This is a genomic window from Shimia sp. NS0008-38b (assembly GCF_040370365.1).
Taxonomy (GTDB): domain Bacteria; phylum Pseudomonadota; class Alphaproteobacteria; order Rhodobacterales; family Rhodobacteraceae; genus Shimia.
Genome location: NZ_BAABWQ010000002.1, coordinates 709,767 through 732,502, shown reverse-complemented (window position 1 = coordinate 732,502; position 22,736 = coordinate 709,767). Strand labels below are relative to the sequence as shown.

The following is a 22,736-nucleotide window of genomic DNA, read 5'->3' as shown; positions in this document are numbered from 1 at the left end:
GGTTATTCCGCGCTCATGCGCTGTCGCAAGGCGGTCGCCGCCTGCAGGGCCTCTTCCACCGCTTTGATCACCCGATCAGTATCAGCTGTGCTGTGGGCGGCAGAGATGAAGAACCGAATGCGAGGCATGTCTTTGGGGACGCCGACATGCACCACTGGCGGGGCATAGATGCCTTGCTGCATCAAAGCTTCAGCCACAAAGACGCACTCATCTGGAGTTTCAAACAATATCGGAACCACGGCCTCGCCAATAGCAGTGCCGGTGTTCAGGCCAGCGTCGGCGGCCTTTTGCAGGAAGTCACGTGAATTGGCGCGCAATTTGGCGACGCGCTCTGGTTCGGTGCGCAAGACTTGTAGGGCCGCATGGGCGCTGGCAACAGTGGAGGGCCCCAAGCCGACCGAATAGACAAAGCCCGGCAAGCAAAAGCGCATCCATTCGATCACATCAGAATTTGCCGCGATGAACCCGCCAGAGGACGCGAAGCTTTTGGACAGGGTGCCAATGGCGATTTCGACTCGATTTGGGTCTTCGCCAAAGTGTTCGCACAGGCCGCGCCCAGTCGCGCCAAGCACACCGTAGGAGTGGGCTTCGTCCAGCAAAAGCCAAGCGTCATAGGCATCTTTCATATCCAAGAGACGCGGCAGATCAGTGATGTCCCCGTCCATGGAAAACAGCCCGTCGGTGCAAATCAGAACGCGGTTGTACTCAGCGCGGTGTTCGCGCAGCAGCCGCTCCAGATCATCCAGATCGTTGTGGGCATAGGTTTCAAAACGCCCCTTCACGCCGCGTGCGCCCACCATGATGGAGTTGTGTGCCAGCTCATCGACCAGCACCAGATCGCGCGGACCGACCAAGAGGCCAATCACGGATACGTTGGTCAGGTAGCCAGAAATCACCGACAGCACGCCGCCGACGCCGAGGAAATCGGCCATGTCTTCTTCCAAAGCGCGATGGGCAAGGCGTTCACCACCGACCAATCGTGACGCGCCAACACCGGTGCCCTGTGCGTCGATGGCTGCTTTGGCAGCGGTGGTGGTGGCGGGGTGGTGCATAAGACCGAGGTAGTCGTAGTGAGACATCGACAAATAACCGTGCGGCCACATATCGGATTGGGCCTCAAGCCCGTCGGTTGGCACAAAATAGGGATGGCCGTTTTCGATCAGCGCCCGGCCGCTCAGGCGAAAACGGCGTTCCGCGAAAGCCAGAAAGCTAGAATTTGATGTCTTCATGCAAGTCTCCGCAGCAAGGCTGCGCCAATAGCCAATCCGTGTAAAATCAAACCAAAACAAAAGCACAAACGATGGATGTTTGCGGCATTCTTTCAATATGACTGTTTAGTCGCATCCGGTCCAGAACAATGCAAGGGCGGAGTGGGCATGTTCTGGGCACATAAGGCCGGGGGCGGCGGTTGTGACCTGCATTTGTGCAGATCGCGAACGGCCAGAGCGGTCTAGACGCTTGCTCCGACAGGGATAATCATGTTCAGATGTCTCAAGACGCTCTGCCGCGAGGTGGGAAAACAAATGCGTGGCGAGGGACGTGGGTGTGACTGCACTTTTAACTGTGGAGAATCTGACCATCGGTTTTGGCTCGGCCGCACCGGTTGTGGACGATGTCAGTTTTTCGGTTGAAGCCGGGAAGACGCTGGCGCTGGTGGGGGAAAGCGGATCCGGTAAGACACTCAGTTGTCGGTCCGCTTTGCGGATTTTGCCAGCAGCCGCACAGTTGCGTGCGGGCAAGATTATCTTGGCAGGGCAAGGGGATGCAGACCCAATCGACATCACCAATCTGAGCGAGCGCAAGATGCGCGCGCTTCGTGGTGGACGCATTGCGATGATTTTTCAGGAGCCGATGCGTTCCTTGTCGCCGCTGCATCGTATCGGCAATCAGGTCTCCGAAGCGCTGAAACTGCACCACCCTTACGGCGCCGCAGAACGCAAAGAGCGTGTTTTGGCGATGTTTGAGCGGGTTGGTTTCCCCGATCCGATACGGGTGTATGACAGCTATCCGTTTGAGTTGTCAGGCGGGATGCGACAGCGCGCTATGATCGCGATGGCCATGGTTGTGCGTCCTGATTTGTTAATTGCGGATGAGCCCACCACCGCGCTTGATGTGACCACTCAGGCCCAAGTGCTGGGGCTGATCAAAGATTTGCAGGCTGAATACGGGATGGCCGTCGTTCTGGTGACGCACGATCTGGGTGTGGTGGCCAATATGGCCGACGACGTGGTTGTGATGAACAGAGGTCGTGTGATGGAGGCAGGACCCGCGCCGTTGATCCTGCGCGATCCACATCATCCTTACACGCGTGATTTGATGGCAGCAGCGCCAGAGATCCCGGCCACGCCAGAAGACCGGCCAAAAGAGGACGAGCGTGACTACATTTTGGAAATGCGCTCGGTCAACAAAACCTACATCCTGAAAGGCAGCTCGCCTTGGAAACCCAAGACTGTTGTGAAAGCGGTGCGGGGCATCGATTTTGGGGTTGAACGCGGCAAAACGCTGGCTGTTGTGGGGGAATCTGGCTCTGGCAAGACAACCTGCGCCCGGATGGCGCTGGGCGCGGAGCGCGCCGATCCTGGCGCGTCGCTGTTGTTTCGCAGCGCGCCGGATGCTGATCCGGTGAACCTGCAGGATTTGGATCGGGCAGAGCGCCTGGCATTTCAGCGCAAAGCGCAGATGGTGTTTCAGGACCCGTACAGTACGCTAAATCCTCGGATGCGGGTCAAAGAAGCGCTGTGTGAGCCGTTGGAAATTCACGGCGTTGGCAGCCCGTCAGAGCGTGTGGATCGGGCGGTGGAAATCCTGAAATGGGTGGGCCTGAACGAAAATATGCTGACCCGGTTTCCGCATGCGTTTTCTGGTGGTCAACGTCAGCGCCTGTCGATCGCGCGGGCCCTGATGCTGGGACCGACGTTTTTGGTATGTGATGAGCCGACATCCGCGTTGGATGTGTCTGTACAAGAGCAAGTCTTACAGTTGCTCGAGGACATTCGAGATCGGTTGAATCTGAGCTATCTGTTTATAAGTCACGATCTGGCTGTGGTGGCGCGTATTGCCGATGAGGTGGCCGTCATGCGGGCCGGGTTGGTGGTGGAGCAAGGCCCGCCGGAGCAGCTCTTTTACAATCCGCAACACCCCTACACCAAGGCATTGATTGCTGCGCAACCGGAACCGGATATTGCGCGTCCGATCAATTTGAAAATTGTGGCGCAAGGCGCGGGGGAACCCGGTAGCTGGCCTGACGCCTTCAGGTTTGACGGTGTCAAAGCGCCGCCTCTTACCGAAACGGAACCCGGACATAAGGTACGTTACCATGCTTAACGCGCGCATTTTTGCATTTGTTGTTGCAGCGGTGTCGGCAGTTGGCCTGACAGCGCAGGCCCAAGACTATCAAGAGAGCGCGTTTTGGCAACAAGAGGTGGATGCCGGAAACCTCCCACCCGTCGCCAAGCGAATTCCCGACGCGCCTAAAGTTGTGGATTTGGAATTGCGCAACCGTGAGACTGGTCAGCAGGGCGGTACGCTGCGCACCATGGTAACGCGTGCCAAAGATGTGCGGCAGATGGTTGTTTACGGATATGCGCGTCTGGTGGGTTACAACGAACGCTACGAGTTGGAAGCGGACATTCTCCGAGACTATGAGAATGAGGATGACAAGAAATTCACCCTGCATCTGCGCCCCGGTCATATGTGGTCAGATGGGCACCCTTTCACCTCTGAAGATTTCCGCTACTGGTGGGAAGATGTGGCCAACAATGAATTGTTGCAGCCGTCGGGCCCTGTAGATTTCCTGCGGGTTGAGGGCGAATTGCCCAAAGTGAGTTTTCCTGATGCGCATACGGTGATTTATGAGTGGAGCAAGCCCAACCCGCAGTTTTTGCAGAGTTTGGCTGAGGCGCGGCCGCCGTTTATTTACCGGCCAGCGCATTTGTTGAAGCCGTATCACGCGGACTACACGGATGAGGAAACGCTGAGCGAGCGGTTGTATGAGGCGCGGGTGCGCAGCTGGGCGGCGCTGCACAACCGGCTCGACAATATGTACAAGTTCGACAACCCGGATTTGGCGACGCTGCAGCCGTGGATGTTGGCGACCAAAGACGGCAAAAGCCGGTTCTTATTTGTGCGCAACCCATACTACCATCGTGTCGACAAAAACGGCGTCCAGCTGCCCTATGTGGATGTGGTGGAGATGCAAGTTGTTGCGCCCGGTCTGGTGGCCGCAAAAGCCAATGCTGGAGAGGTCGACCTTCAGGCGCGCGGCTTGGATTTCAAAGACACTGCCATCCTAAAGAAGGGTGAGGCGACCGGTGGCTATACCACGAAGTTGTGGAGCAACGGCACCGCAAGTCAGATCGCGATTTATCCGAACCTCAACTACAACGACAATATGTGGCGTGACACCATGCGCGATGTGCGCTTTCGCCGGGCGCTTTCGCTGGCGATCAACCGCAAGATCATCAACAAGAGCCTCTATTTTGGTCTTGCCAATTCCGGTGGCATGACTGTGCTGCCGATCAGCCCGTTCTTCCGCGAAGAAAATCGCAATGCTTGGGCCATTCGGGATCTGGAAAAGGCCAATGCGTTGCTTGACGAGATGGGGTTGGATCAGCGGGATCAGGACGGCTACCGCTTGCTGCCTGATGGCCGGCCAGCGTGGATTGTCGTGGAGACCGCAGGGGAACGCCAAGAGGTCGAAAACGCGCTGCAAATCATCATCGACAATTGGGCGGAGATTGGTGTCAAACTGATCATGCGTCCGCTGGAACGTGATATTTTGCGCAACCGTGTGTATGCTGGTGAAACCATGGCTTCAACTTGGTTTGGTTGGGACAATGGCTTGCCGCAAACTTACACATCGCCGGGGTATTTGGCGCCGTGGGATCAAGCGTTTCAGTCTTGGCCCAAGTGGGGGCAGTATCACCAGACCCACGGCGAAGTGGGTGAGCCGCCAGATATGGTGGCTGCAATCCAGCTCAACGATCTGGCACATAAGTGGACGCGTGCTTATGGCGCGGTGGAACGTGGGGTGATCTGGCAAGAGATGGTGGATATTCACGCGGACAACGTGTTTGCCATCGGCCTTTTGAACGGCGCGCCGCAGCCTGTGGTGGTCTCCAACCAGCTGCGCAATGTGCCGGACAAGGCCATTTGGGCTTGGTCGCCGGGTTCACACTTCGGGGTGCATCGCCCTGATGAATTTTTCTTTGAGCAATAGGAGCGCGGGATGGCCCTGCTGCGGTTTGCGGTTTTCCGGTTTCTGACCATGCTGGCGACACTGGCTGTGGTGTCGATTTTGGTGTTTGCCATCATCACTCTGCCGCCGGGGGATTACCTGTCCAATCAGATCAACGAGTTGCGGGCGACCGGGCAAACTGCTGGGATTGCCAAAGCGGAATTCCTGCGGTCGGAATACTCGCTGGATCAGCCACTTTGGAAGCAATACATGATCTGGGCCGGGTTTATGCCGGGCCCACATGGGTTTGCGGGGCTGATACAGGGCGAGTTTGGCTGGTCCTTTGAGTTTGACAAACCGGTGTCTGATCTGGTGGGCGGGGCACTGTGGATGACCGTATTGGTCAATCTGGCGGCGGTGCTGTTCATCTATGCGGTGGCTTTGCCATTGGGGGTCTTGGCGGCGGCGAAGTCCAAGACGTGGGTGGACTACAGCTCTGCATTTGTTGGCTACCTTGGGCTTGCGACGCCAAACTTCTTGCTGGCGTTGATCCTGTTTTACTACGGCAACCGCTATCTCAACCTGCCGATTGGTGGGTTGATGGACCCCAAGTTTGAAGGGGAGCCGATGAGCTTTGACAAGATGAAGTCGGTGCTGATCCATTTGATCATTCCAACCTTTGTGATTGGCACCTCCGGTGCGGCGGCGATGATGCAGCGGTTGCGAGCGAACTTGCTGGATGAGCTGGGCAAACCCTATGTGGAGACCGCACGCGCCAAAGGATTGAGTGAAGCGAGGATGCTGTCCAAATATCCGCTGCGTGTGGCGTTTAACCCTTTTGTGGCCGACATCGGCACGTTGTTGCCCTCATTGGTGTCAGGCTCGGTTCTGGTGTCCGTTGTGCTGGGGCTGCAAACCATTGGGCCTCTGTTGCTGACAGCCCTAAAATCGCAGGACTTGTTCCTGTCAGCGTTTGTTTTGATGTTTGTGGCGTTGTTGACCTTGATTGGCACGTTGGTGTCGGATCTTTTGCTGGCCTTGCTTGATCCGCGCATTCGGTTCGGAGGGCGGGAGCGATGAGCATGCAATCAGATGGCCGTTTTGTAGATCAGGCACCGTATAACCCTGAGGCTGCCGCCGAAGCGCGCAGTGCTGAGTTGGACATGTCCAACACGCGACTGTTGTGGCTGCGGTTTAAGCAGCACAAGCTTGGATTGGTGTCCGGGATTTTTCTGCTGTTGGCGTATCTGTCACTGCCTTTTGCCGGGTTCATTGCGCCCTACACGCCCAATGAGCGTCTCGAAGACTACATCTACGCCCCGCCTCAAGCGATCAACTTGTTCCACGAAGGCAAGTTTATCGGGCCGCATGTCTATCCAACCACCGCTGAGATTGATCTTGAGACGTTCAGTTGGAAATACGTTGAGGATCGCGACGCGCCGGCAAAACTGGAATTCTTTTGTGAGGGATCCAAATACAATTTGGTCGGCTTCATCCCCTCTACCACCCATCTGGTATGTGCGCCTGAAGGGGCAACGCTGTTCCTGTTTGGCGCGGACCGGCTGGGACGCGATGTGTTTTCTCGCATTTTCTACGGCGCGCAGCTATCGCTGACCGTGGGGTTGGTGGGGATCACCGTGTCATTTGTGATTGGCATCGTTTTGGGATCGATTGCAGGCTATTTCGGGGGCTTCCTTGATTGGATCATCAACCGGGTGATCGAAGTGCTGCGCAGCCTTCCGGAGTTGCCTTTGTGGCTGGCATTGTCCGCCGCTGTGCCGTCCCATTGGGGGCCGGTTTCCGTGTTTTTCATCATATCTATCATTCTAGGTATTTTGGATTGGCCCGGATTGGCGCGTGCGGTGCGTTCCAAATTCCTCAGCCTGCGGGAAGAGGAGTTTGTGAAGGCGGCCGAGATGATGGGGGCCAAACCCAGCCGCGTGATCAAGAAACACCTTTTGCCAAACTTCCTGAGCCATTTGATTGCCAGCGCAACCTTGTCGATCCCAGCGATGATTTTGGGGGAGACGGCGCTGTCGTTCCTGGGCCTGGGCCTGCGGGCACCGGCGGTGAGTTGGGGTGTTATGCTGAACGATGCGCAGAATCTTGCGTCGATTGAAATTTATCCGTGGACGGCGATTCCGATGCTGCCAATTGTGATTGTGGTCTTGGCGTTCAACTTCTTTGGCGACGGGTTGCGCGATGCGATGGACCCAAACCGCAGCTAAACCACCCGGCGAAACATGTGATTTGAAAATGCCCGCCACCGCGCGGGCATTTTTGTTCCCCGTCATATTTTCAGAGTTTGTTAATACAAAACCTTCGGCGAAGTGACACAGCGCCGTTACATCCCCGCGAAATCATTCGGATGAATTTTTTCTCGGGGAGACCGACCAATGAAACTACGTTCGATTTTGACAGGCGCGGCACTTGCTGCTGTTTCTGCCTTTGCTGCACAGGCAGAAACCTGGAAACTGGCTGTGACTGATGTTGAGGGCATGGAGCGCCTTCAGCTGGAGTGGGGGCCTTTCAAAGAGGCGCTGGAAACCGCCACTGGCGACACGTTTGAGTTCTACGCTGTGAACTCCCGTACAGCGGCTGCGGAAGCGCTGCGCGGTGAAACCGTTGATTTTGTGGTTTCCGGCCCGGCGGAATATGTTGTGATCAACAAGCTGACCAAAGCCACGCCTTTGATCGGTCTGGGTCGCCCTGACTATCACTGTTCGATCATTGTGCGTGCCGACAGCGGCATCAATGTGCCAGCGGATCTGAAAGGCAAAAAGGTTGCTTTTGGTGACATCGGTTCCACATCCAACATGTTGTGCCCGATGCAGGTTCTGGCCGACCACGGTGTTGACCCGGTGAACGACATTGAAAAGACTCACACATCGCGCAACATCGCGCACGAAGCGCTAAAAGCTGGCGATGTGGATGCGATTGGGTCCAACGCCGGTAGCTGGATGAACGTCCGCGCCAAAGAAACTGAGCTGCCTTATGGCTTTTTCAAAATGATCGCGCGCTCTGGCGACTTGCCAAACGACATGATCATGGTTGGCGCACACGTGCCTTCAGATGCCGCGGAGATGGTGAAAAACGCGATCCTGGAAAACAAAGAACAGGTCATCGCTGGCATCACCGCACATGAAGAGAACGACAAATACGTTGGTATGGACCTCGTGGCCATCGAAGACAGCGCTTATGACTATGTACGCTCCATGTACACCAACGCTGGTTTCCCTCAGTTCGACAACTTCATCGGTGACTGATCTCTTGAACAAGACACGGTTTGCGCAAGCGCAACCCGCGCAGGCCGGGGCACAGTTTGCCCCGGTTTTGCCCGTTGATATCCGGGCCGAAGGCTTGGCAAAATCCTTTGGTGGACATCAGATTTTCTCAGATGTGAGCTTTGGCATGTCGCGCGGCGAGGCGGTGGCGATTGTGGGGTCAAACGGGACCGGTAAATCCACGTTGCTGCGCTGCTTGATGGGGTTGATTCCTGCCGATGCAGGTCACGTGACGATGCTTGGCACCGACATTGGTGCGGCGTCGCCCTCCGACATGCGCAAACTGCGGTCGCAAATCGGGTTGGTGTCGCAGAAACACAACCTTGTGCCCCGTCTGAGTGTTTTGTCCAATGTTGTGCATGGGCTATTGGGGCAGAACCCAGGCGTGCGCCATTGGACCCAATCATTTGCGCCAGCGGCGTCGCGGGAAGCGGCGATGGCAGCGCTTCAAAAAGTTGGATTGGTGCATTTGGCGCAGAGGCGGGCGGACCGGCTGTCGGGTGGACAATCTCAGCGGGTGGCGATTGCGCGTGCCTTGGTGGGCAAACCCAAGGTGTTGTTTGCAGACGAGCCCACCGCGTCTTTGGATCCAGCCGCCGGTGATGATGTGATGGCACTGTTCTTCTCGCTTGCGCGCGAGGAAGGCGTGACCGTTGTGTTTATCTCTCACGATATGAGCCACGCGCTGAGCTATGGCGACCGCGTGCTGGGACTGGCCGGAGGACGTTTGCAGATGGATGCACGCGCCAGCAGCCTCACTGAACATGAATTGCGAGACCTTTATGACTGAGACGTTTTTCCCAAACCGGATGGAGCGGCCTTCGGCAGTGGCGTTTCTTGGGTACGCCTTCGCCATTGTGATCATTCTATGGTCGTTTGCAGGGGCAGGGTTTTCCGTGGAGAAGGTGATTTCCTCACCACCACGGTTCGCTGATTTTATTGACCGCGCCTTTCCGCCAAACCTAGAGCCCAAAGTGTTGGCACGGTTGGGGTGGAAGATGGTCGAAACCCTTCAGATCGCGCTGGCGGGAGCCGTGATTGGCGTAATCGTGTCGATCCCGATTGCCTTGTTGGCGGCGCGGGGATTGATCGCCGCACCTTGGGTCAACCAAACTGTGCGTACCGCGTTGGGTTTCATCCGCGCGGTGCCCGATATTGCATGGGCGTTGGTGTTTGTTGTGGCGGTGGGTCTGGGACCATTTGCTGGGATGCTGGCCATCGCAGTGGACACAGTTGGCTTTTGCGGGCGCTTCTTTGCGGATGACATGGAAGCGGTGGAAAAAGGCCCGGCCGAGAGCCTGACGGCGACCGGTGCACGGGGTTTGGATGTGGTGGCTTGCGCTACCATTCCCGCCGCCTCGCCTGCGTTCATTTCGACATCTTTGTTTGCGCTGGAAAAGGCGGTCCGGTCGTCGACCATTCTAGGTCTGGTGGGCGCTGGAGGTATCGGTATCGAGCTCAAAGTGGGCTTTGACCTGTTTGATTACCCAACAGCGATGTCCGTGATCTTGATGATTGCTGTGGTGGTGATCGGCATTGAACACATGAGCGGTTGGGCACGCACAAAAATTATCGGAGAGCAACGATGACAACAGATACCGCAGACGCGCATTGGAATGCGCAATGGTCCAATGTGTCGGCGGACAGCAAGTGGCTGACGCCTGAGCAGGATGTGATTGACTGGGCCAAGACGTTAAAGCCGGGCGCGCGCATTCTGGATTTGGGCGCAGGTGTTGGCCGGCACGCGTTGTGGTTGGCGCAGCAGGGGTTTGACGTGGTGGCGTTAGACGCCGCCCCTGAGGGGATCGAGGCGATCCAAGCGGCTGGTGGTGTGGACACTGTGTTGGCACGTATGGACAGCCTGCCATTTGAGGATCAGGAGTTTGACCATGTGTTGAGCTGGAATGTGATCTATCACGGTGACGAACGGGTGCTAAACCGGACCATTTTTGAAATCCACCGCGTTTTGAAGCCTGCGGGCAGCTTTCTGGGGACGATGCTGTCGGGGCGTCGTGTGCCGTTTGAGTTGGAAAAATATGAAGGGCGCGAGATCAGCCGGAACACTTGGGTGTTTGACGCGCCCGGCACCGATAAAATGCACCCGCATTACTTCTGCAGCGCGCGCGATCTGTTGGCGTTGTTTGACGGATTCGAAGTGCGTTGGTTGCAGGATCAGGAACACGAAAAACCCGGGTCCTGGCATTGGCATTTGATTATGGAGCGGCTTTAAATGACCGTCACTTTTGAAGGCGCGCAGGTCTATTTGCGCGATGAAATCGTTCACACCAACGTAACAGTTGCTGATGGTGTGATTGCAGAGATTGGTGGGCCGGTTCAAGGCAGTCGCATTGATGCGCGCGGGCTGATTTTGGCACCTGCGTTGATCGACGTACACGGCGACGCCTTTGAGCGTCAGTTGATGCCGCGCACTGGTGTGTTTTTCCCTCTTGAAACGGCCGTGTTGGAGACAGATCGACAGTTGGCGGCCAATGGGATTGCGACGGCGTACCATGCCATCACGCTGGGCTGGGAGCCCGGTCTGCGGGATGTGGCGCGCGGCAAAGACCTGATGCAGGCGATGCTGGATCAGGCGCCGCGCTTGCTGGTGGAAAATCGCGTGCAGTTGCGTTGGGAGACCTTCGCATTTGAGGCGCTGGATGTGATTGATTGGGCGTTGCAGGCACCGCTGACACCGTCAGTGGCTTTCAATGATCATACCTCGATGACCATGCGGGCCTATGACGTGCCGATCCAAGATCGCGCTTTTGAGTTGAGCCCGGATTTCTCGATTGCATCGCTGGATGATGCGCGGATGAGAAAGCGCACAGCGTCCAAAGCGCAGCGTGCTGGGCTGTCTGAGGACGACTACATCACCCTGTTGGCGCAGGTCTGGGAGAGGCGCGCAGAGGTGCCCGACGCAATTGCGCGCGTCGCAGAAAAAGCCCGCGCCGTAGGGGCGCCGATGTTGAGCCATGATGACACCAGAGCGGAAACGCGGGCTTACTTTCGCGACCTAGGTGCAAACGTGGCTGAATTCCCAATGGTGATGGAGGCTGCAGAAGCGGCGCGTTCACACGGCGACGCCATCATTTTTGGCGCTCCGAACGCGACACGTGGCGGCAGCCATATCGGCTCATTGGGTGCTGGGGACATGGTCGAGGCGGGGCTCTGTGATGTGTTGGCGTCAGATTACTATTACCCAGCGATGTTGGCAGCTGTGGATCGGTTGGATCGCGAACGGCGCGCGGATCGTTTGGTGCTGTGGTCTTTGGTGTCAACGGGGCCGGCAAAGGCCATGGGGTTGACGGATCGCGGTGAGATCGCCGTTGGCAAGCGCGCGGACTTGGTGCTGGTGGATTGGCCTGCTGGTCAGACACCTGCCATTCAGGGCACATGGGTTGGCGGTCGCGCTGCTTACCGTGGGGTGCCTGAGGGCGAGACGGCAGAAGCGGTCTCTGCACCGGCGGAAACGCAGCCAGCCTTGGAGACACAGGTATGACACCTTTAAAAATCGGTGCCTGCATGATGTCACATGAGGTATCAGATCATCGCGATTGGTTGTTCGATGCGGACCGAGACATCGAATTGCAGGACTTTGGCAGCTATCAGGCGCTGACACATGAGCTGGATGATCGGGTTGCGGCCGCCAAAGCTGCGCTTAGTGGTCATCACGGGCGTGTTGGAATTCATGGACCCTATGAGGGCCTTGATATGGACAACAAAGACCCGGAATTGCGCCCGTTGATCACGGCTCGTTTTCTGAAAGCGTTGGAAGCGGCAGATCGCGTCGGCGCACGGCAGATGGTGCTGCATTCGCCATACAAACGCTGGTATCAATGGAATCTGTTTAACAAGCCAGACTACGCTGCGACTGTGTTGGGGCGTGTGCACGACATCATGAAACCGGTGGTGGAACAGGCTGAGGCTCTGGGCGTTACTTTGGTGATTGAAAACATCTTGGACGTGGATCCGGCGACACGGCGGGACATGGTGGACAGTTTTGGTTCAGATGCGATTGCCTTGTCGATCGACACCGGCCATGCGCATTTGGCACGGCGGATGTCGGGTGCAGCGCCAGTGGATTACTTTGTACGTGATGCAGGTGATCAGCTGAAACATGTCCACATACAGGATCTGGACGGACATGCGGACCGTCATTGGGCCCCCGGAGAGGGTGAGATCCATTGGGTGGAGGTGTTCCGGGCACTCGCGGACTGTCAAAGCGCGCCACATCTGGTGCTTGAGTTGCGCCGTAAGACAGACATCCCGAAAGGATTTGCGCATCTACAGGGCTTGGGCTTGGCGATCTAAGCCTGAGCGAGCCACATCGCGATTCCGCCGATCAGTAGCGGGATCGGGAAGGTGACGGCCACGCGGGTGAGGATAAAGCGTGGTCCTAGAAAAATGAGTTCCTCGGCGATGACTTTGGTCAGAGAGAACTGAGACCAAGCCAGCAAATAGGCAATCATGGTTGGCGTGGCTGCGCCGGCTTTGAGCGCGCCTGCGGCCAGCGCAAAGCTCACAAATCCGCCTCCGGGTGTGAGCATGCCAAGCGCGCAGGCAATCAGCAGGCCGTTTAGGCCTGAGGTGTGTCCGAGGTAGTGCTGCACAATGTTGGCTGGCAGCAGTTCGGCCAAGAGGCCCGCTGTGATCAGCGCGATCACCAAACGTGGCAGATTGCTACGTACCATGCGGCGCACGGTGCGAAGGGCATCTTGACGGTGGCTGTTGGTTTCCAATTTTTGCCAGACCCAGGCAGCCAGCAGGCCAAGAACAAGCGTGCCGATGACAATGTTCATCGAAATATCCTGTGTGCAGCGAAACCGACAAGTATCGGCACCGGCAAACAAAGCAAAACGCGCAATGTGACAAATTCAATCGGCAGAAAAGAAATCTCCCAGATAACCGTGCGGTTCACACCCAAGAGATTCCACGCGGTGACAAAGCTGATCAAAGTGGCTGTGCTGGCTCCGGCCAGCCGAAAGTTTGCGGCGAGCGGGAAAATCATCGTCGGGCCGCCGGGGATCAGTGCACCTGCGAAGCTGACCACAACAACGCCCCGTGGGCCACTGTCTTTGCCCACCCAATGCGCCAACTGATCTGGTGGGATGAGGATGGGCACCGCAGCGGCAATGAAGAACCCACAGAATATCTTGGGGCTAAGCAAGGCTAGGAAACCGAGGCTTTCCAGCGAGATACGGACCACATCGGTGGGTGACTTTGTCCATGCCACGCCAATCGCTGCGATGAGGCAGATTGTTGCGAGGATCATAAAGGACGCGTCAAACCCCTTGGGATGTTGTCCGTGAGGCGTCTCAGCGGTATTTTTCGATGAATGCGTCAATGTCGAGTGCTCTGATGTCCGGTAGCGCAGCCTTGTATGTCTCTCGCGACCAATCCCAGACCGCGATGTGTTGCAAGGCGTCTGCCTGCTCTTCGGTGAAGCGACGCTTGATTTGGCGTGCCGGGACGCCGCCAACCACGGTGTAGGGGGCGACGTCACGGGTCACCACTGCACCAGCCCCAATCACCGCACCGGTGCCGATTGTGACACCTGCCGTAACTGTAACGCCGTGGCCGATCCAGACATCATGGCCAATGGTAACCCAATTGTCTTTGCGCCATCCAAAAAAATCGTGATCGTCGTCGCCCAGCCCATAAGCTTCGGCACGGTAGACACTGTGGTGCTGCACAGCGCGCCACGTCGGGTGATTGCCCGGATTGATGCGGGTGGAATTTGCGATGGAGCAGAATTTCCCAATGGTGGTCCAGACCACGTGGCAATTTTGTGTGATGTAGGAGTAGTCGCCCATCTCGGAGGACTTCATCACCGTGCCTTTACCAACCTCGGTCCAGACGCCAAGTTTGCAATCGCTGACCGTCGCGTCTTCATGGATGGTTGGGATTTCAGACAGGCTGTTTTTAGATCCGGCGCCGCTCATGGATAAGTCTCCAGTTCGATTCGCGTGAAGGCGCTGAGGCGGCCTTTGGTAAGTGTGACTTCAAAGAGGTCGGGATTGCGCAGCTGCTTCCAACCTTGAAAGCCAAATTCTGCGGTAAGGCTGTGAAACAGTGCGGATGTCATGCCGCCGTGGGTGACAAAGGCCGGCGTGCCGCCGTTTTGGGTGATCTCAGCAAAGGCGGAGGTCCAGCGCGCCAGAAGATCCGTGTGGCTTTCGCCACCTTCGGGCGCATGATTGGGATCTTGAAAGGAGCGTTGGATGTGGGTTTCCCAATCCGTCAGGGGCGTTGGAGACAAAAGCCGCTCGCGCAAGCTGTCCAGCCGCCGGATGGTTTGCCCGGAATGTTCGGCATAAGGGGTAAGAGTTTCCACCGCCCGTCGCATCGGGCTTGCAAACAGCGGGCCGGCTTCGCGTTCAATCAGAGTGGGGACCAAGGCGCGGGCGTCTTGATACCCACGGTCCGTGAGAGGTGCGTCTGCGGCTTGGCCAGTTGATTGGGCATGGCGGATCAGGAAGGCTTTCATGCGATGCTCCTTGGACGTGTGGTGCCGGTCATTGTTCCCTCAAAACTGGCGTATGTTCCGCCGTCAGGGCCGCAGTGAACCGGTTGATGTCCTGGAATGTGGTGAAGTGATGCTTTTCGATCTGAGCACTTTCGTAGAGGGCGCGCATTTTGGCGGTGCTGCGTTTACGGGTGCGTAAGATAAACAAAATGAACTCTGGCAACTCGCGCAGGGATTCTTGACAGCCGTCCTGCATGTCGGGGCGGGTTTTGCCGTGATCACGAAAGGTGCGACAAATGACACGATAGAGCCGCGTGATCACAGGCGAATCCAGCCATATCAATATGTCTGCGCGGGCAAGCCGGTCTGCGTAAGTTTCGGAGTGGCCGCCTTCAAACACCCAAGCGGGCTCAGCGATAATGCGCGCCACGATGGGGGCTTTGTCGTGTTTGGGACGTTCCTGCCACCCCGGCAGCCAATGGACCGCGCGGTCCATATGTTTCACGGGCAGGTCCAAGGCGTCGCCAAGCTGGCGGGCCAGAGTGCTTTTACCAGACCCCGGCCCACCAATGATCATGATGCGGCGCGGGCTCATTTGGCCAAATCGGATTTGCCAATCAACCGGGCGCGGATGAGGCCGGACAGATAGTCGATCAGATACACCATCGCGATGATCATGAAAATCATTGTCCAGGCCTGATCCCAGTTGTAGGAGCTGATCCGGTCACTGAGCAAAAAGCCGATACCACCCGCGCCAACGATGCCAAGGATTGTGCCTGAGCGGACGTTGGATTCCAGATTGTAGAGCAGAACGGAGATATGCACCGGAGTGACCTGTGGCATGATGGCATAGCGGATGGCCTGAAAGCGTGAGCCACCAGAAGCCACCACACCTTCTACGGGTTTGCGAGACGTGTTTTCTAACGCCTCAGAAAAGAGTTTCGAAAATGTGCCGATTTCACTGACAGCAATTGCGAGGATACCAGCGAGGGGGCCAAGGCCAAAAGCGCGGATGAAGATCAGCGCGAGGATCAGCGTTTCAAAGGCACGGATCACGTCATAGCCCCGGCGCGCGCCTTGGCGCAGCCAAAAGATGCGGTTGATGTTTTTGGCCCCAAGGAAAGACAGTGGGAACGCGACGACGGCGCCCAGAAACGTGCCAAGAAAGGCCATGGCAAGGGTTTCACCCAATGCTGTGAAGACTTCTACCCATTCCGCCCATGTGCTCCAGAAGTGGGGTGGGAACATGAAGCTGAGCACACGGCCCAGACGGCCAAGCCCAACCCAAATGCGCTCTGGTGCAAAGTTGAAATCATACAGGCACCAGCAGAACAGGCCGGTAAAACCCACCCAGAGCGCCAGTTTGCGCAGGCGGACATGGGTTGGATCGCGAAACGCGCGCGGATTGGCAGCCATTGCGGCGTTGATATCTTGCTGTGTCGGGGTCATGCGCTTGGCCCTTTCTCGAGTCCGATGACGCGGTGCCGCAATTTCTCAGAACCGTAATCGATCACGATTACAGTCACGAAGATAATGAGAAACAGCGCTGAGAGGTCAGTGTATTCCTGCAAGGACAGGGCTTCTCGGAATTCCTGTCCCAAGCCACCTGCGCCCACGTAGCCGATGATAGAGCTGGAGCGTACGTTGATTTCAAAGCGCAGCAACGTGTAGCTGATGATATTGGGCAGAACTTGTGGCACTGCGCCGTAGCGGATTTGGTCAAACCATGTACCACCCGCGGCTTTCACACCCTCAAGGGGGCGCATGTCGATGTTTTCATTTACTTCTGAGTAGAGTTTACCCAAAGCACCTGTCGCGTGTAAACCAATAGCCAAAACACCGGCCATTGGCCCGACGGAAAAGCAGAACACAAACATCAGCGCCCAAACAAGGTCAGGCACCGTGCGGGCAATTTCCAGATAGCGACGGCTCACCCAAAGCACCCATTTGTTGGGGGCCAGATTACGTGCCGCCGGGAAGGACAAAAGGAATCCGCCCATCACACCCAAGACCGTGGCCATAAAGGCGATTAGGATGGTTTCAATGAGCAATTTGGCCCAAATTTTCCAGCGCCAGAACCATTCGCCGAAATCTGCGCCAAGCGTGTCCCAGTGTAAATCAGGAATGGTTTTTGCAACAAATTCGCCCAGCCGCGGAATGCCCGCCGGGAGAATCCATCGCCAATCGCGCGATCCGTCAGGCAAAGTGATTTGTGTCACCTTGAAGAAATCTCCGAGCCACGCGGAAAATGTGAAAAGCACCAGAAAAATCACAGAGCCGACCAGCCAAGTGATCCGGGAACGGCGGCGCAGGTCGGCGTAGTCCTGTTCAAACTTCAGCAGCGGTGGAGATTTTGGAATGTCAGCAAGAGCGGTCATGTCTATGAGTCCTGGCACGTGAAAAGCCCCCGACGCGGGTGCGTCGGGGGCTGTAGGCATGAGAGCTTAGGAAGAGCGGCGCTGTTTTTTCAGCCAATCGCGCATGTCCACGATCCACTGATAGCGCTCGTGGTTCACTTCGATCCAACCAGTCTGTGGGTTTGGATCTTCTTCTTTGAAGCCTGTCATGGCTTTGAAGGCTTCTTCGTCTTTGTCCTGAACAGTCATCACCGCTTGTTTCACGGCGTCTTTCAACTCCTGTGGCAGGTTGGCGCGTGCGGTGAACGGGCCAGATGTGATTTCTGGGCTTTCCCAGATCGGGCAGATCACGCCTTCTTCGATCATGCCTTTGTCGATCATGCGCTGCCAGCGACCGTCAACGTCGTTGTTCTGCCAAGTGGCTGCGGCATCAAATGTGCCCTGTACCACGCCAGCAACGCCTGCTTCGTGAGACCCGGAGAATGGGATCGCGGAGAAGAAAGTTTTTGGGTCAACTTCTTTGGCGATGTTGAAGTAAGGCACCGCGTAGCCAGAGGTGGAATCTGGGTCAGCAAAGGCGACAACTTTGCCTTCAAGATCGGTGATCTGCTTGTAGCCATCTTCGCAACGGGTCACCAAAACAGAGTAATAGCCAGTGGAGCCATCTTTGCGCAGGCGAGACACCAGTGGCTCAACTTTGCCGTCGGTGCCCGTGTAGGCCGCTGCGTAGGAAGATGAGCCGAAGAAGGCAAATTCGATTTGATCTGCGCCGATCGCCTGGATCACGCCATCATAGTTGCCAGCGGTGAAGATTTCGACTTCCACGCCCAGCTCTTTTTCGAGGTATTCCTCAAATGGTGTGTAGCGTGCAACGCGGTCTTTTTCGTTTTCGCCAGACAGGATGCCGAACTTGATGACAGCATAGTCTTTTTTCCAGTCGTCTGCTGCGGCAACTGTTGCAGTCAGAGCGATGAGTGCGGTGGTAGCGAGAAGTTTCATGGTGGTATCCCCTTGTTGATTGGCTTGGTGGAGAGGTCAGGCAGTCACGGAAATCGATTGGGTTGATGTCACTGCTTCGTTGAATTCGCGCAGGCCCTTGGTGCCGTAGATGTCGCGGACGACATCATCGGTGAGCTGCGCGGCGGAACCGTCAAAGAAGACGCGACCGTTGCGCATCGCGATGATGCGGTCGCAATAGGCGCGTGCGGTGTCCAGCGTGTGCAGGTTCACCAGAACGGTCAGCCCGTCTTCTATGTTGATCTGTTTCAGACCGTCCATCACCAATGTGGCGTTGGCCGGGTCAAGTGATGCGATGGGTTCATCCGCCAGCATGATTTTTGGCTGTTGCACCAATGCTTTGGCGATGGCGACGCGCTGTTGTTGACCGCCGGAAAGAGTACCGGCGCGTTGCAATGCTTGTGGCACCAGATCGAGGCGTTCCAGGGCTTGAAGCGCCATGGTGCGTTCGGCATCGGTGAACTGCATGGCCATGGAACTGAGGAAGCCATGCTCGGCCAGACGTCCGATCAGAACATTGGTCAAAACATCGAGGCGATCCACAAGATTGAACTGTTGAAAGATCATCGCGCAGTCGCGACGCCAGTCGCGCAAGGCTTTGCCCTTGAGCGACGTGATTTCGACCCCATCAAATGAAATCGACCCCGAAGTGGGGTCGATCAAACGGTTTATGAGGCGCAACATGGTCGACTTACCCGCGCCGGAGCGCCCGATTACGCCGACAAACTGGCCGGGGGCAATATCAAGAGAAACCGTATCTACGGCCTTGGTTTCGTCAAAAATCTTAGAGACGTTTGATAGTGTAAGCGTAGCTGGCATGATGATTCATCCGAATGAATTTCATGTCCAGAATTGGCCCTGCGTGTAACTCTCCATTAACCGATATGTAACGGTTTAAATAAATCACACCGCCGCAATCGGGCTATTTGCCGTGGGTGTCACAGTTCCGTTGGAAAACACCGTCTGACCCTCAGAGAAAGTCGTAACAACACGGTTTTGAGTATCTACCACCGCGAGGTCTGCGCGTTTGCCTAGCGCAATCTCACCTCTGTCTGTCAGGCCCAACACCTCTGCAGGATTGGTTGTCGCAAGGCGTACCGCACCGGGGAGGCCATCAGAATCGGTTTCTGCCAGTGCATGAATTGCCGGAAGTATTGCTGCGGGGTGATAATCGGCTGCCAGGATATGCAAGAGGCTTGCAGCATGGGCATCGCGGGCCGAAAGATTGCCTGAGTAGCTTTGACCACGCATGGCATTTGGCGCCCCCATGGCAGTCATCATACCACGTTTCACAGCCACCTCTGCCGCCTCCATTGTCACCGGAAATTCGCTAATGACAGCTCCGATGTCAGCCATAATGTTGGCTTTCTCCATGGTGTCGTCATCATGACTGGCGACCGCAATGCCATGGGCCTTGCACAGGCGAGAGACGGTTTGCAGATTGGTGTAGATATCTTCGGTGGGCAGGGAGGCATCGATGCGTGTTTGGATTTGCGCGCGCGCCTCCTGCTCAGACACTTTGCCGTCGCGCATCCGGTAAGCGATCAGCTTTTCGAGATTGCGGTACTGGCCTTGGCCGGGGGTGTGATCCATCACCGACACCAGATCAACCGAGCCCGCTGTGAGCAGGTTTTCCAAAGAGTCGATGGCGGCGGTGAAGGTGATGTCAAAACGTGCGTGAATGCGGTGATCAACACGCAGATCGGCTTGTTGAGATTTCAGCGCATGTATGATGTCGGTGGTGTGCTGATAAGATCGGCGGTCACCGTCTTTGGCTGTGCGCGAGAAAGACACACCGGCGTAGGCGGTGGTGACGCCTGCCGCAGCCAGGCGTGCATCAAGGTGATTGACCGCAACATCCATCGGGAAATCCACGCCGGGACGGGGTTCCAGTTCATGTTCGATCATGTCGCCGTGCATGTCGACAAATCCGGGGTAGACAGTGTGCGTTGCCGTGCCGCCGGTTTCGGCGATCTCAGTGATCAAACCGTTTTCAATGCGCAAGGATCCGCAGGCAATCACGCGATTGCGCAGGACAATGGAAACATCAGACAACCACATCGTCACGGTCCTCTTTGGCATAATAATCAGGAGTCAAATCGACCACGCGGTCGATCAGGTGCTCGACATCATCCGGATGGTGGAAAACGCCAATCATGGCGGCACCGCCTTCTTTGAGCTCAGCCAGCCGCGCCACCAATGCGGCGCGCGCAGGGGCATCCAGCGACGCGGTGGGTTCATCCAAGAGCAGAAGTTTTTGCGGCAGGATCAAGGCGCGTGCCAAGTTTACCTTTTGCTGCTCTCCGCCGGAAAACGTGGTGGGGTAGGCCTGCCACAGGTCGGGTTTGACCCCAAAAGTGGCAAGCGCGCTGCGGGCTTCTCCCAAGGCGCCCTCTTGGGACACACCCGCCATACGCAGGGGCTCTGCTACGATGGCCTCAGCGCTGACACGTGGACGGGCGGTGAGAAATTGTGTGACAAATCCGATTTCGGTGCGTCTTAGGTGGGCAATGTCAATTTCAGCGGCACGAGCGAGATCAATTTCGCCGTGCGCTGATTGGAACCGGATCTGGCCAGATTGCGGAAGATAGGATCGGTACAGCGTGCGCAGCAATGTTGATTTGCCTGCGCCATTTGCGCCTTTCAGCAGCACAAATTCACCAGCTGCCACCGAAAAAGAAATGTCAGAGAACGCGCCTATCTGATTGCCCAGATGGTGCAGGGTGAAGGCTTTGGTCAGCCCTTCAATGTTCAAAACAGCGGTCATAGCTTTGCGTGCACCAATTGTTGTGTGTAGGCGTGTTGCGGGTCTTGGAAGATTTGGTCAGCCAGTCCGGTCTCCACCACTTCACCTTGGCGCATGACCATAACTCTGTCGGCGAGCGTTCGGATGACACCAAGGTCGTGACTGACAATCACCATAGTGATCTGGCGATCTTGTTGCAGCCGTTTAAGTGTGTCGAGCACCAGCGCCTGAACGGAGACATCAAGACCGGTTGTGGGTTCGTCCAGCAGCAGAAGCGCGGGTTCCAAAGCAATGGCTTTGGCGAGTTGCACGCGTTGCTGCATGCCACCAGACAACTCGATCGGTGGGGCGTCTAATCGATCCAGAGGAAACTCAGACGCATCCAACGCCGTGGTGGCTTTGTCTCGCAGGGTGGCAAAGCTGCGCTCGCCTGCGATCAGAAGACGTTCAGCCACGTTGCCCGAAGAGGAATGCTTCATCAGCAGGCCGAGGTGAGGGTTCTGATAGACAATCCCAATCTTGGTGGCACACAACATGCGGCGGGCGAAACGGTCCAGCTCAAAAAGGTTGCCGGGCGTGTCAGGCAGGTCCAACGTGTAGCTGCCTGTGTCCGGCGTTTCTTCCAAGTTCATCATGCGCAGGAGGGTGGATTTACCAGAACCACTTTCTCCAACGATGCCCAAAACTTCTCCGGGATAGGCACGTGCGGAGACATTGCGCACAGCCTGCACCTCGCCATAAGACTTGGAGACGTGTTGCACCGACAAGAGCGGTTTGGTGGTGACGATGCGCGGCGCGTCGAGTGTGAGGGTCATTGTGGCATCTCCCCGTCTTTGTACCAGGTTTCGCCCAGAGTGATGTCTTCGCCATCGCGTTGGCGGATGGCTTTGACGCCCCATTCGCTGTCGGAGACCTCATAGGTGGAGGTGCCGTCATCTTGTGGAATTTCGTTCATAAACATGCCTGTTGCGCCGGATCGGTGGCAGGTGAGATCGGCGTGATCTTCTACTTTGTAAGGCACATCAGAGAACACCAGAGGTGCAACTTTTGTGTAAGGCGGTACCGCAAAGATACGCTTCTCGCGCCCCGCGGAGAGGAACGTGAGATGTTTGGCCATGTTCAGCTTTGGCACATCCCAGCGCGGGATGGGCGAGGGGGTCATGACAAAGCGGTCGTGCACCAATGAGGGGTAGCTCGCGCCTTGCATCACGCGTCCAGAGCGCACGATTTGTTCGTAAAGTTGCAGCCACATGCGGCCGTAATCCGCATCAGCGTGCATTTGGCGTGCAATGGACATATTGGGCTGCACCGGGCGCAGAGGTTCGGGGTTTGGTACTTGCAGCACCAGCACCTGATCTTCTTGCATGATTTCCTCAGGAATGCGGTGACGTGATTGGATCAAATCCGCATCAAGAGTGTCCGTGGTGGTTGGCGTGCCGGCGACGCGGTTGATAAAGCGTCGTATGGAGGCGGCGTTGACGCTGTCATCCGCACCTTGGTCGACGACTTTGACGGTGGTGTTTGGGTTCACCAGAGTGAGCGAAACCTGCAAGCCACCGGTCCCCCAGCCACGTGCCATGGGCACCTCGCGGCTGGCATAAGGCATCTGGCAGCCGGGTACGGAGATGGCCTTGATCATTTTGCGGCGCAGCTCTCGTTTGGCAGAGCTGTCCAGGAAACCGTAGCTCAT

The 22,736-nt window shown here is 56.7% G+C and carries 24 protein-coding genes; 10 read left to right on the top strand and 14 right to left on the bottom strand.

Going from position 1 to position 22,736, the window contains the following annotated elements:
* Nucleotides 1–2: 2 nt before the first annotated feature.
* Complete coding sequence (locus ABWV47_RS09640) at nucleotides 3–1,229, bottom strand: aminotransferase class I/II-fold pyridoxal phosphate-dependent enzyme (protein ID WP_353311146.1); 1,227 nt, start codon at nucleotides 1,227–1,229, stop codon at nucleotides 3–5.
* Nucleotides 1,230–1,545: 316 nt separating this feature from the next.
* Between ABWV47_RS09640 and ABWV47_RS09635 the strand changes: the two genes are divergently transcribed.
* The 10 genes from ABWV47_RS09635 (at nucleotide 1,546) to ABWV47_RS09590 (ending at nucleotide 12,771) form a co-directional block, all read left to right on the top strand.
* Nucleotides 1,546–3,324, top strand: coding sequence for an ABC transporter ATP-binding protein (locus ABWV47_RS09635; protein ID WP_353311144.1), 1,779 nt, complete (start codon nucleotides 1,546–1,548; stop codon nucleotides 3,322–3,324).
* Nucleotides 3,317–5,218 carry an ABC transporter substrate-binding protein gene (locus tag ABWV47_RS09630; protein ID WP_353311142.1) on the top strand — a complete coding sequence of 634 codons (1,902 nt, stop codon included), beginning with the start codon at nucleotides 3,317–3,319 and terminating at the stop codon, nucleotides 5,216–5,218. Before ABWV47_RS09635 ends, ABWV47_RS09630 begins: the two co-directional genes overlap by 8 nt.
* 9 nt (nucleotides 5,219–5,227) lie before the next feature.
* Entirely contained in the window at nucleotides 5,228–6,256 is a 1,029-nt protein-coding gene (locus ABWV47_RS09625; protein WP_353311140.1) for an ABC transporter permease, read from the top strand.
* Nucleotides 6,253–7,404, top strand: coding sequence for an ABC transporter permease (locus ABWV47_RS09620; protein ID WP_353311138.1), 1,152 nt, complete (start codon nucleotides 6,253–6,255; stop codon nucleotides 7,402–7,404). Before ABWV47_RS09625 ends, ABWV47_RS09620 begins: the two co-directional genes overlap by 4 nt.
* Before the next feature lie 168 nt (nucleotides 7,405–7,572).
* Nucleotides 7,573–8,442, top strand: a complete 870-nt coding sequence (locus ABWV47_RS09615; protein WP_353311136.1) for a PhnD/SsuA/transferrin family substrate-binding protein — start codon at nucleotides 7,573–7,575, stop codon at nucleotides 8,440–8,442.
* Entirely contained in the window at nucleotides 8,435–9,250 is an 816-nt protein-coding gene (locus ABWV47_RS09610; protein ID WP_353311134.1) for a phosphonate ABC transporter ATP-binding protein, read from the top strand. The genes ABWV47_RS09615 and ABWV47_RS09610 overlap by 8 nt, the downstream gene beginning before the upstream one ends.
* Complete coding sequence (gene phnE / locus ABWV47_RS09605) at nucleotides 9,243–10,049, top strand: phosphonate ABC transporter, permease protein PhnE (protein ID WP_353311132.1); 807 nt, start codon at nucleotides 9,243–9,245, stop codon at nucleotides 10,047–10,049. Before ABWV47_RS09610 ends, phnE (ABWV47_RS09605) begins: the two co-directional genes overlap by 8 nt.
* The gene (locus tag ABWV47_RS09600) at nucleotides 10,046–10,690 is read left to right on the top strand and encodes a class I SAM-dependent methyltransferase (protein WP_353311130.1); all 645 of its coding nucleotides are present in this window, start codon (nucleotides 10,046–10,048) and stop codon (nucleotides 10,688–10,690) included. The genes phnE (ABWV47_RS09605) and ABWV47_RS09600 overlap by 4 nt, the downstream gene beginning before the upstream one ends.
* Complete coding sequence (locus ABWV47_RS09595) at nucleotides 10,691–11,959, top strand: alpha-D-ribose 1-methylphosphonate 5-triphosphate diphosphatase (protein ID WP_353311128.1); 1,269 nt, start codon at nucleotides 10,691–10,693, stop codon at nucleotides 11,957–11,959.
* Complete coding sequence (locus tag ABWV47_RS09590; protein ID WP_353311126.1) at nucleotides 11,956–12,771, top strand: sugar phosphate isomerase/epimerase family protein; 816 nt, start codon at nucleotides 11,956–11,958, stop codon at nucleotides 12,769–12,771. Before ABWV47_RS09595 ends, ABWV47_RS09590 begins: the two co-directional genes overlap by 4 nt.
* Here the strand turns inward: ABWV47_RS09590 and ABWV47_RS09585 are convergent.
* The 13 genes from ABWV47_RS09585 to ABWV47_RS09525 all read right to left on the bottom strand — a co-directional run bounded on the left by ABWV47_RS09585 (nucleotide 12,768) and on the right by ABWV47_RS09525 (nucleotide 22,736).
* On the bottom strand, nucleotides 12,768–13,259 hold the full coding sequence (locus ABWV47_RS09585; protein WP_353311124.1) for a permease: 492 nt from the start codon (nucleotides 13,257–13,259) through the stop codon (nucleotides 12,768–12,770). The two genes, ABWV47_RS09590 and ABWV47_RS09585, sit on opposite strands and share 4 nt — an antisense overlap.
* A complete protein-coding gene (locus ABWV47_RS09580) occupies nucleotides 13,256–13,732 on the bottom strand; it encodes a hypothetical protein (protein ID WP_353311122.1) in 477 nt (158 codons plus the stop codon). The genes ABWV47_RS09585 and ABWV47_RS09580 overlap by 4 nt, the downstream gene beginning before the upstream one ends.
* A 43-nt stretch (nucleotides 13,733–13,775) precedes the next feature.
* Nucleotides 13,776–14,402, bottom strand: coding sequence for a DapH/DapD/GlmU-related protein (locus tag ABWV47_RS09575; RefSeq protein ID WP_353311120.1), 627 nt, complete (start codon nucleotides 14,400–14,402; stop codon nucleotides 13,776–13,778).
* A complete protein-coding gene (locus tag ABWV47_RS09570) occupies nucleotides 14,399–14,947 on the bottom strand; it encodes a histidine phosphatase family protein (protein WP_353311118.1) in 549 nt (182 codons plus the stop codon). The genes ABWV47_RS09575 and ABWV47_RS09570 overlap by 4 nt, the downstream gene beginning before the upstream one ends.
* A 28-nt stretch (nucleotides 14,948–14,975) precedes the next feature.
* Nucleotides 14,976–15,521 carry a P-loop NTPase family protein gene (locus tag ABWV47_RS09565; protein WP_353311116.1) on the bottom strand — a complete coding sequence of 182 codons (546 nt, stop codon included), beginning with the start codon at nucleotides 15,519–15,521 and terminating at the stop codon, nucleotides 14,976–14,978.
* A complete protein-coding gene (phnE, locus tag ABWV47_RS09560) occupies nucleotides 15,518–16,375 on the bottom strand; it encodes a phosphonate ABC transporter, permease protein PhnE (RefSeq protein WP_353311114.1) in 858 nt (285 codons plus the stop codon). Before phnE (ABWV47_RS09560) ends, ABWV47_RS09565 begins: the two co-directional genes overlap by 4 nt.
* On the bottom strand, nucleotides 16,372–17,304 hold the full coding sequence (phnE, locus tag ABWV47_RS09555) for a phosphonate ABC transporter, permease protein PhnE (protein ID WP_353311112.1): 933 nt from the start codon (nucleotides 17,302–17,304) through the stop codon (nucleotides 16,372–16,374). The genes phnE (ABWV47_RS09560) and phnE (ABWV47_RS09555) overlap by 4 nt, the downstream gene beginning before the upstream one ends.
* 66 nt (nucleotides 17,305–17,370) lie before the next feature.
* On the bottom strand, nucleotides 17,371–18,282 hold the full coding sequence (phnD, locus tag ABWV47_RS09550; protein ID WP_353311110.1) for a phosphonate ABC transporter substrate-binding protein: 912 nt from the start codon (nucleotides 18,280–18,282) through the stop codon (nucleotides 17,371–17,373).
* Between the two features lie 36 nt (nucleotides 18,283–18,318).
* Nucleotides 18,319–19,119, bottom strand: coding sequence for a phosphonate ABC transporter ATP-binding protein (phnC, locus tag ABWV47_RS09545; protein WP_353311108.1), 801 nt, complete (start codon nucleotides 19,117–19,119; stop codon nucleotides 18,319–18,321).
* An 84-nt stretch (nucleotides 19,120–19,203) separates the two neighbouring features.
* Nucleotides 19,204–20,361 (bottom strand): alpha-D-ribose 1-methylphosphonate 5-triphosphate diphosphatase, encoded by a 1,158-nt coding sequence (locus ABWV47_RS09540; RefSeq protein ID WP_353311106.1) that lies wholly within the window; start codon nucleotides 20,359–20,361, stop codon nucleotides 19,204–19,206.
* Entirely contained in the window at nucleotides 20,348–21,067 is a 720-nt protein-coding gene (locus tag ABWV47_RS09535; protein WP_353311104.1) for a phosphonate C-P lyase system protein PhnL, read from the bottom strand. Before ABWV47_RS09535 ends, ABWV47_RS09540 begins: the two co-directional genes overlap by 14 nt.
* On the bottom strand, nucleotides 21,064–21,861 hold the full coding sequence (locus tag ABWV47_RS09530; RefSeq protein WP_353311102.1) for an ATP-binding cassette domain-containing protein: 798 nt from the start codon (nucleotides 21,859–21,861) through the stop codon (nucleotides 21,064–21,066). Before ABWV47_RS09530 ends, ABWV47_RS09535 begins: the two co-directional genes overlap by 4 nt.
* The gene (locus tag ABWV47_RS09525; RefSeq protein WP_353311100.1) at nucleotides 21,858–22,736 is read right to left on the bottom strand and encodes an alpha-D-ribose 1-methylphosphonate 5-phosphate C-P-lyase PhnJ; all 879 of its coding nucleotides are present in this window, start codon (nucleotides 22,734–22,736) and stop codon (nucleotides 21,858–21,860) included. Before ABWV47_RS09525 ends, ABWV47_RS09530 begins: the two co-directional genes overlap by 4 nt.

Coding starts and splice junctions, on each gene's coding strand:
- ABWV47_RS09640 (WP_353311146.1), bottom strand. CDS start 1,229: ATGAAGACATCAAATTCTAGCTTTCTGGCTTTCGCGGAACGCCGTTTT.
- ABWV47_RS09630 (WP_353311142.1), top strand. CDS start 3,317: ATGCTTAACGCGCGCATTTTTGCATTTGTTGTTGCAGCGGTGTCGGCA.
- ABWV47_RS09625 (WP_353311140.1), top strand. CDS start 5,228: ATGGCCCTGCTGCGGTTTGCGGTTTTCCGGTTTCTGACCATGCTGGCG.
- ABWV47_RS09620 (WP_353311138.1), top strand. CDS start 6,253: ATGAGCATGCAATCAGATGGCCGTTTTGTAGATCAGGCACCGTATAAC.
- ABWV47_RS09615 (WP_353311136.1), top strand. CDS start 7,573: ATGAAACTACGTTCGATTTTGACAGGCGCGGCACTTGCTGCTGTTTCT.
- phnE (WP_353311132.1), top strand. CDS start 9,243: ATGACTGAGACGTTTTTCCCAAACCGGATGGAGCGGCCTTCGGCAGTG.
- ABWV47_RS09600 (WP_353311130.1), top strand. CDS start 10,046: ATGACAACAGATACCGCAGACGCGCATTGGAATGCGCAATGGTCCAAT.
- ABWV47_RS09595 (WP_353311128.1), top strand. CDS start 10,691: ATGACCGTCACTTTTGAAGGCGCGCAGGTCTATTTGCGCGATGAAATC.
- ABWV47_RS09590 (WP_353311126.1), top strand. CDS start 11,956: ATGACACCTTTAAAAATCGGTGCCTGCATGATGTCACATGAGGTATCA.
- ABWV47_RS09585 (WP_353311124.1), bottom strand. CDS start 13,259: ATGAACATTGTCATCGGCACGCTTGTTCTTGGCCTGCTGGCTGCCTGG.
- ABWV47_RS09580 (WP_353311122.1), bottom strand. CDS start 13,732: ATGATCCTCGCAACAATCTGCCTCATCGCAGCGATTGGCGTGGCATGG.
- ABWV47_RS09575 (WP_353311120.1), bottom strand. CDS start 14,402: ATGAGCGGCGCCGGATCTAAAAACAGCCTGTCTGAAATCCCAACCATC.
- ABWV47_RS09570 (WP_353311118.1), bottom strand. CDS start 14,947: ATGAAAGCCTTCCTGATCCGCCATGCCCAATCAACTGGCCAAGCCGCA.
- ABWV47_RS09565 (WP_353311116.1), bottom strand. CDS start 15,521: ATGAGCCCGCGCCGCATCATGATCATTGGTGGGCCGGGGTCTGGTAAA.
- phnE (WP_353311114.1), bottom strand. CDS start 16,375: ATGACCCCGACACAGCAAGATATCAACGCCGCAATGGCTGCCAATCCG.
- phnE (WP_353311112.1), bottom strand. CDS start 17,304: ATGACCGCTCTTGCTGACATTCCAAAATCTCCACCGCTGCTGAAGTTT.
- phnD (WP_353311110.1), bottom strand. CDS start 18,282: ATGAAACTTCTCGCTACCACCGCACTCATCGCTCTGACTGCAACAGTT.
- phnC (WP_353311108.1), bottom strand. CDS start 19,119: ATGCCAGCTACGCTTACACTATCAAACGTCTCTAAGATTTTTGACGAA.
- ABWV47_RS09540 (WP_353311106.1), bottom strand. CDS start 20,361: ATGTGGTTGTCTGATGTTTCCATTGTCCTGCGCAATCGCGTGATTGCC.
- ABWV47_RS09535 (WP_353311104.1), bottom strand. CDS start 21,067: ATGACCGCTGTTTTGAACATTGAAGGGCTGACCAAAGCCTTCACCCTG.
- ABWV47_RS09530 (WP_353311102.1), bottom strand. CDS start 21,861: ATGACCCTCACACTCGACGCGCCGCGCATCGTCACCACCAAACCGCTC.
- ABWV47_RS09525 (WP_353311100.1), bottom strand. CDS start 22,736: ATGAGCTACGGTTTCCTGGACAGCTCTGCCAAACGAGAGCTGCGCCGC.